General features: G+C 63.8%; 1 protein-coding gene and 1 pseudogene. One reads left to right on the top strand and one right to left on the bottom strand.

Annotated features, from left to right (window positions below; genetic code table 11):
- Nucleotides 1-298 (bottom strand): annotated as a pseudogene (locus K0F85_RS01010) (IS481 family transposase); the annotation flags it as partial.
- A 468-nt stretch (nucleotides 299-766) separates the two neighbouring features.
- Between K0F85_RS01010 and K0F85_RS01005 the strand changes: the two are divergent.
- The coding region (locus K0F85_RS01005; protein WP_219114150.1) for a DUF11 domain-containing protein at nucleotides 767-8199 on the top strand (7433 nt) is incomplete at its 3' end.

Raw genomic sequence — 8199 nt, 5'->3', positions numbered from 1 at the left:
CGCGCGAGACGGCTGGATTGATGAACTCACGCGTGACCGCCAGCAGGTCGTCGGTGGGCAGCAGTAAGGTCTTGCGCAGCTCGATCACGATCAGTTCCTGCTCTGGCGTGAGCGTCGTTTTCAGCGTCTTTGGACAATGCGAACCATCGTCCGGGCTGTCGCGATCCTGCCATTTTCGGATCGTTTGCCGCGTGACGTTGTAGAGCCGGGCCAGTTCGGCTTGCGACAACGTCGATTTCTTGATCTCCTCGCGGATCAGGTGGGTCGTTCGCGCTTGGCTGTGGAGGGCTTGGGTCATCAGGCTACCAGTGAAAGATCGGATTGGAACAGTGTACGCAAAACCTGCCTGGCCTTGAAGAGCGGCCAACTACGCATGGGTACATGATCCCACGAATCTAAACAATTATGGAATGTAGACCATGGAAGGGGATGTGTATTGAAATAATTAGTGATAATTGGAATTAATAATTTCTTTTTAAAAACAAACTACATGTTTGATAGTTTCTCATCATTATATAAATGATAAGTTAATTATTATGTCGAGCTAATCAGTATGCGGCAGAAAATAGAATGTCAGTGTACTTGCACGATTAATTGGATGAATGTGTTGCTAAATATCAACGAGATAATTTAATTTCTTTGTTGAAAGTAAAAAAGTTGCCGTTGTCGTACGCTTGAACTGTTACTTGTTCATATAATCATGACAATTAAATGTCATTTTTATATTTATCTGTCTTGTGCAGCAGAACATTTCTTAGCGAACAACATGATCAAAACACTACAGGAAACGGCAGGCCGTTCCGGCCGCCATGCAGCTTTTTCGTCCGCCGGGCGCTACATGGGGATGCTGGCCGCGATTGTTGGTCGCGTCCGCCTCCCCCATCTTTCCAAGTGTCATGTTGCGCTGCTGGTCCTGGCGTCCCTGCTGTTGGGGGCCGCGACGCCTGCCACAGCACAGGTGCTGTGGGAGGATTACCGCGGCATCGAGCGGGTGCCTGCCAATCCACCCGCGCCCAATTACGACAATAGCTTCAACGCGGGCAGCACGGCCCGCCTGGCCAGCCTGCTGGCGCTGGCAGCCAATCCCGCCGTCAATGCGGCGCGCACGGGATCATCGCCGCAGATGGCCTGGTCCAATGGCACGGTGGCCAATCCGGCCCAGCTGTGCTACATCGAATATCAGTCCAGCTTGCCAGCCTGTCAGGCATGGATCATGGGTCGCGTGATGTACACCCTGGTGGTGTTTCCGCAGGCGGGCAATTACCAGTTCAGCGTCGCGCATGACGATGACGTCAAAGTGGATTTCTCCACCCAGTATTCGATCAATTACCGCAGCGCCGTGTATAACGTGGCGGTGGGCAGCGTGCCCGAGTTTTCGAACAGTGAAACGGATTTCCAGAATCTGGCCGGCAATTTCAATAGCGCCACGCCCGGTGGCTGTTATCTGGCCCGCGTCCTGTGGAATAACGTGGGCGGCATCAACCATTTGCACATGCGCTGGACGCGTCCTGACAATGTGACGGAAATTATTCCCGCTGCGCAATTGCGCAATCCCAGTCTGGCCAGTTCCTACACCAGTTGCACCAACAGTAAAACCGACCTGGCCGTCAACAAGGCAGGTCCGGCACAGTTTTCCGTCGGCAAGCCCTTGAGCTACACCGTAAAGGTGTGGAACCGCGGCCCGGCCCTCAGCACGGGCGCCACCTTCAGCGACGTGTTGCCCGCCAGTTTAAGCAACGTCAGCTGGACCTGCGCCGCCAGCGGCAGCGCTTCCTGCGGCGCGACAACCTCGGGTTCGGGCAGCAACAACGTCAGCATTACCATGGGCAACTTGCCCGTGAATGTTGCCACCAGCGGCCCCACCACGGGTTCCTACCTGACGGTGACGATCACGGCCACTCCGGGCGACGCCGCCAGCATCGCGAATACGGCGAATGTGATCGTCTCGCCCAACGAAACGGATAGCGATCTCAGCAACAACAGCAGCAGCACCACGGCCACGGTCAGGACGAATACCTTGACGGTGCTCAAGGCGCTGACGCCCGCCAGCGACAGCGGCCTGTTCATCATGAATGCCAACGGGACGGTTGGCGCGCCGGGCGGCAACGGCGCCACGGCCGGCGCCGTGGTGCGCGTGGGCAACCTTGCGACGTTTGCGGAAACCGCGGGCACGGCCACCAATCTGGCGCAGTACCAGAGCAGCTACAGTTGCGTGCGCACGGATACGGCCGCCGTCATCGGATCGGGCGCTGCCAATGCGGGCAATTTCACCATGCCCGACGCGCCCGTCACCTGTACCATCAGCAACCGCCGACTGCAGGCCGACATGCAAGCTGTCACGACGGTGCCGGCTGGCCCCTACAATGCCGGTGCGCCCGTGACGGTGACGGGCGTGTGCACCAACAACGGCCCCGATAATGCGGCCGCGCCAACTTGCGTGATGAGCGGCTTGCCAGCCGGCGCCACGGCCAGCTGCAGCGTAGCCGTGTCGCCCTTTATTCCCGGCTCGCGCATCAATTGCAGTGCCACCTTCAACCTGCCTGCCAGCGGCAGCCTGACGATTACCACCACGGCTGGCGCGACGACGCTCGACCCCATCCCCGCGAATAACGTCGACAGCGACCCGCTGGGCATCGTCAGCCCCCTCGTGCGCGTGCAAAAAAGCGTCGACAAGAGCAGCGCCTTCGTTGGCGACACCGTGCAGTGGAGCTTGACGGCGAACAATACTGGCACGGGCGCCACCACGGCAGCCCTGACCCTCACCGATACCCTGCCGGCCAATCTGGCCAGCATCGTCGTCACGCCCACGGCACCCACCACCTGCGCGCCGCTGGCTGGCAATACACTCACCTGCACGGTATCGGCCGGCCTGGCGCCGGGCGCCAGCGCCCAGGTCAGTATCACTGGCGTGCCGACGGCGGCCGGCAATTTCGTCAACAGCGTGGCGCCGTCCGGCGGCAATGGCGCCAGCTGCACCACGCCGGCTGCCTGCCAGACCACCACCGTAGTCAGCAAGGCGCTGGTGGATGTGACCACAACCCTGAACGGCTTTCCCGGCGCGACGAATGCGGGCGATACCATCAGCGGTACGGTGACTTACCGCAATATCGGACCGGGAACGGCCGAGGGCATGACGTATACCCTGCAATTGCCGCCAGGCTTGGCGGGCGTGTCGGTGGGGGGCGTGACGGGCGTGTACGACGCGGGCACGGGCTTCATTACCCTGTCCGGCCTGCCGCCGACTCTGGCGCCAGGGCAGGGCTTGACCTTTAATCTCAGCTACACGCAGCCCGGCTCGAACAGCTCGTTTGTCACCAGCGTCGTTGGCACCACCTCGGTCGAAGTGGCCAATGACTTGCCGAATACGGCCACCGTGATGGTGCCGGGGCCGAACGTGCGCGTCACCAAGGTGGCCGACAAGCCGACGGCGAATGTGGGTGAGAACATCACGTGGACGATCACGGCCAGCAATACGGGCAATATCGCCAACCAGGGTATCGTGAGCCTGGCCGATTTGTTGCCGCCCAACCTGGTGGTGACAAGCGTGGTGGCGGCGCCGGGCGTGACATGCCCGCCGCTGGCGGCCTGGGTGGCGTCGAGCACCCAGACCTGCACCATCGCCGCCGGCCAGCTGGCGGCCCTCAACGGCAGCCGCACCATTACCATCACGGCGCACGCCACGTCGGGCGGCAGCCTGGCGAACCGCATCATGCCGAACGGACCCGATAATCCTGCCTGCGCCACGGCGGAAGACTGCCGCACGGTCACCTCGATCACCAGTCCCAAGGTGGCGGTGACGAAAATCGTCGACCATGCCAGCATCAATATCGGCGCCACCCTGACCTGGAGCGTCACGGCGACGAATAGCGGCGATGGCGTGAGCACCGCGCCCATCACGCTGACCGATACCTTGCCGGCCAACCTGGTGGGCCTGAACGTGGCGCTGGTCGGCAGCGCCACCTGCGCCGTACCGGTAGGCAATATCCTCACCTGCACGGTGCCGGCCGGCCTGGCGGCGAACGGCGGCATCGCCGGCTTCACCGTCACGGCCCAGCCTGCTGCTGCGGGCACCTATAACAACAGCGTCGTGCCCTCCGGCGCCGACAACCCTGCCTGCGCCACGCCTGCCGACTGCGCTACCACCAGCACGGTAACGAGCCCCAGCGTGGCGGTGACGAAAGGCGTCGACAGGACCACCGTCAACCTCGGCGACACCATCACATGGACCCTGAAAGCCATCAACAGTGGCAGCGGCCCCACGAATGGCCCGATCACGTTGACGGACAGTTTGCCCGCCAACGTGGGCGCGCTGCAGATCCTGCCGGTGGCGCCCGCCAGTTGCGGCGTGCCTGTGGGCACGACGCTGACGTGCACCGTGCCGCCAGGACTGGGCAGCGGCATGCAGGCAACGGTGCTCATCAAGGCTGTGGCGAATGCGCCTGGCACGGTGGCCAACAGCCTCGTGCCGAGCGGCGCCGACAATCCCGCGTGCGCCACGCCGGCCAGTTGCCAGACCACCACCACCGTCACCAGCCCGAACCTGGCGGTGAAGAAGTCCGTCGACAAGGCCAGCATCAACGTGGGCGACACGCTCGCGTGGACGTTGACGGTGAGTAATAGCGGCACGGGCGCCAGCACAGGCGTCGTCACGCTGGCCGACACCTTGCCGGCCGGCCTGGCGAACATTGTCGTCAGCCCGCAGGCACCGGCCACTTGCGCGCCCGTGGCGGGCCAGAACCTGACGTGCAGCGTACCGGCCGGCCTGGCTCCCGGCGCCTCGGCGAAGATCATCGTCAGCGCCACGGCCACCCTGGCTGGCGCTGCCGTCAACAGCGTGCTGCCATCGGGGCCAGACAACCCCGCCTGCGTGCTGCCCGGCGATTGTGGCACTACCACGACGGTGGTCAAGCTGCTGGTCGACGTCACTACCACCCTGAATAATTTCCCGCCAAATACCCTGGCGGGCGACACGATTTCCGGCACCGTCACCTATGCCAACGTGGGGCCAGGCCCGGCCGAAGGCGTGACGTACACCCTGCAACTGACGCCGGGCCTGAGCAACGTCGCGCTGACGGGTGCCGTGGGCAGCTACAATCCCGCCACGGGCATCGTCACTCTCAGCGGCTTGCCCGTGGGCCTGGCGAATGGCCAGAGCACCAGTTTCAACGTCAGCTACACGCAGCCGGCCGACAATCTGTCGATGGTGACGTCGAGCATCGCCACCACCTCGGTGGAGGTGGCGAACGACTTGCCGAACACGGCCGTGGCCACCGTGCCCGGTCCCATCATCCGCGTGACGAAACTGGCCGACAAGACGACGGCCAACGTGGGCGAGACGATTACCTGGACCATCACGGCGACGAATACGGGCAGCCTGGCCAATCTGGGCGTGGTGACCCTGACCGATATCCTGCCCGCCAACGTGACGGTGCTGTCCGTCGCGCCGGGAGCCGGCGTCAGCTGTCCGCCATTGGCCAGCTGGCTGGCCAACAGCGCCCAAGCGTGTACCGTCGCGGCCGGCCAGCTGGCTGCCGTGAATGGCAGCCGTAGCATCACCATCACGGCCAGGGGTACGGTCGGGGGCAGCCTGGGCAACAAAGTGCTGCCGAGCGGACCCGATAATCCGGCCTGCGCCCAGGCCGCTTCCTGCCAGACCAGCACCACCATTCTCAGCCCGCAAGTGGCCGTACATAAAAGCGTCGACAAGAGCAATATCAACGTGGGTGACGCGTTGACGTGGACCATTGCCGTGGCCAATACGGGCACCGGTGCGACCACGGGCGTTGTCACCCTGACCGACACCTTGCCGGCCAACCTGACCCTGGGGCAAGTGCTGCCCGCGTCGCCTGCCACGTGCGCGGTGCCGAGCGGTAATCAACTGGTGTGCGCGATTCCGGCCGGCATGGCGGCGGGCAGCACGCTCAATATCGTCGTCAAGGGCGTGGCCAATGCGGCCGGCGCCTACGTCAATACCGTCGTGCCCAGCGGCCCGGACAATCCGGTCTGCCCGCAGCCCGGCGATTGCAGCACCACCAGCACGGTCGTGAAACTGCTGGTCGACGTGACCACCACCCTGAACGGCTTCCCCGGCAGCACACATGCGGGTGACACGATAGCCGGCACGGTCAATTTCAGCAATATCGGTCCCGGTCCGGCCGAAGGCGTCACCTACAGCCTGCAACTGGCGCCCGGCCTGGCCGGCGTGAGCGTCAACGGCGTGGCAGGCAGCTATAATGCGGGCTCCGGCCTGGTCACGTTCAGCGGCGTGCCGGCCACCCTGGCGCCGGGGCAGGGCTTCAGCTTCCAGCTCAGCTACATCCAGCCAGCCAGCAATCTGTCGACCGTGGTCAGCCGCATTGCCACGACATCGACGGAAGTGCCGAACGACCAGCCCAACATGGCGACCGTCAGCATGCCCGGCTCCATCATTCGCGTCAGCAAGTCGGCCAACAAGGCCGTGGCGAATGTGGGCGAGGAAATTATCTGGACGATTACTGCCAGCAACACGGGCAGTCTGGCCAACCAGGGCGCCGTTATTTTGACGGACTTGCTGCCAGCCAATATCATCGTCACCAATGTGGCGCCCGACAGCGGCGTCACCTGTCCGCCGTTGGCCAATTGGGTGGCCAACAGCAGCCAGAGCTGTAGCGTGGCCATCGGCCAACTGGCGGCAGGCAATGGCCAACGCCAGATCGTGCTGACCGGCAAGGCCAGCGCCGGCGGCACCTTGGCGAATCAGGTCATGCCGAGTGGCCCGGACAATCCGGCCTGCTTCCAGGCAAACAGCTGCCAGACGCAGACCACCATTACCAGCCCCAGCCTGGCGCTGAGCAAGAGTGTCGACAAGCTGGCGCTGAATATCGGCGACAGCCTGACGTGGACGGTCACCCTGACTAACAGCGGCACGGGGGCCAGCACGGCCGTCGCTACGCTTACCGACACCTTGCCGGCCGGCTTGACGAATATCGTCGTCACTCCCGCCGCGCCCGTGACATGCGCGCCTCTGGCGGGCAATGTCCTTACGTGCAGCGTGCCCGCTGGCCTGGCCGCCGGCGGCAACGCCACGCTGCAAGTGACGGCGCGCGCCGCTGCGGCCGGCAGTCTCGTCAACGGCGTCAGCGCCAGCGGCACGGACAATCCGGCCTGCCTGCAGGCGGGCGATTGCAGCACTACCAGCACCGTCAGCGCACCCTTGCTGAACGCCAGCAAGAGCGTCGACAAGACGGCGGCGAATGTGGGCGATACCCTGACGTGGACCTTGACCTTGCGCAATAGTGGCAGCGGTCCCAGCACGGCCATCGCCACCCTGAGCGATACCCTGCCTGCGGGCCTGGCGAATGTGCTGGTCACGCCGACGGCGCCCGTCACCTGCGCTGCGCCGGCAGGCAATGTGGTGAGCTGCAGCGTGCCGGCCGGGCTGGCCGCCGGCGCCAGCGCCAGCGTCAAGCTGAGCGCCACGGCTACCCTGTCGGGCAGCCTCGTCAATGCGCTGCTGCCGGGAGGAGGGGACAATCCCGTCTGCGCCGTCCCCGGCGATTGCCAGACCACGACGGTGGTGTCGAAACTGCTGGTCGACGTGACGACCACCCTGAACGGCTTCCCGGCCAGCAGCAACGCGGGCGACGCCATCCGTGGCGTGGTGACGTTTGCCAACGTGGGTCCGGGCGTGGCAGAAACGATGAGCTACAGCCTGCAGCTGGAGGCGGGACTGAGCGGCGTTTCCCTCAGTCCCATCAGTGGTGCGCCCGGCATCAGCGGCGTCTACAACAGCGCCACGGGCATATATGTGCTGAGTGGCTTGCCGGCTACCCTGATCAGCGGGCAAAGCGCCAGCTTCAACCTGTTCTATACCCAGCCCTTGAGCAACAGTTCGCGCATCAGTAGCGTGGTCAGCACCAGCTCGATGGAAATCGTCAACGACTTGCCGAACACGGCAACGACAAATTTGCCCGGTCCCGTGATCCGCGCCAGCAAGACGGTCGACAAGGGGAATGCGGCGGTAGGCGATATCCTGACCTGGAGCATCGCGGTGACGAATACAGGCAACTTGCCGAATCAAAACCCGGTCATCGTCAGCGATGTGCTGCCCGCCAATATCGTCGTGCTCAGCGTGACTCCTGAGGCTGGCGTGACTTGTCCGCCCGTTGCCAGCTGGACGGCTGGCAGCGTGCAGGCATGCACGGTTGCGGCAGGTCAATT

Source organism: Janthinobacterium sp. UMAB-56, assembly GCF_900095265.1.
In the GTDB taxonomy this organism is placed as follows: Bacteria; Pseudomonadota; Gammaproteobacteria; order Burkholderiales; family Burkholderiaceae_D; genus Janthinobacterium.
This window is presented reverse-complemented; position numbering and strand designations above follow the sequence as displayed.